Annotated in this window: 1 protein-coding gene; it reads right to left on the minus strand. The window is 46.8% G+C overall.

Going from position 1 to position 506, the window contains the following annotated elements:
- Positions 1-169: 169 nt before the first annotated feature.
- On the minus strand, positions 170-506 hold a 337-nt coding region (locus K0039_RS20735), incomplete at its 5' end, for a phage antirepressor KilAC domain-containing protein (RefSeq protein ID WP_228106825.1).

The following is a 506-nucleotide window of genomic DNA, read 5'->3' on the forward strand; positions in this document are numbered from 1 at the left end:
TGCATTTTTTCTCCAAATTTGCATCAACCTTCAATCACCAGCTCGAAATGGTGATTCTTTGCACTTAGAAAACGAAATTTATTAGAGCAAATTTTTCTGACTCGATCCAGATCGGGTTGGACGATCTGCTCAGAAACCTGCCAGTTTGCTGGCAGGTTTTTTTCTTTTGTTAACCTATTGCTACTGGTTTTAACAAACCAGCATCAAGTAGCTTGCGAGTTAACCACTGCTGGCCTTTACCCGTTAATTGGGGCGTCAGCCGTATCTGGTAGCCATTTTCATCATCCAGCACCACTTCTTTCACCGTGAAATACCCGGCGTTGATGTACTGTTGGCGCGGTACGTTTTTGCGCGCTCCAAAAGCCATGAGAATGCCATTCTGGCGCAACCATGAGAAAAGGGCGTTTTGCTTAAGTCCAACGACCTTTGCAAAGTTCCCGATCAGGATTCCATTGGCCACTGATACCCGGTCGGCAAAATCGACTTTAGGGGCTGCGGCCACCAGC

This window comes from Terrisporobacter mayombei (genome assembly GCF_020748465.1).
In the GTDB taxonomy this organism is placed as follows: domain Bacteria; phylum Bacillota; class Clostridia; order Peptostreptococcales; family Peptostreptococcaceae; genus Terrisporobacter; species Terrisporobacter mayombei.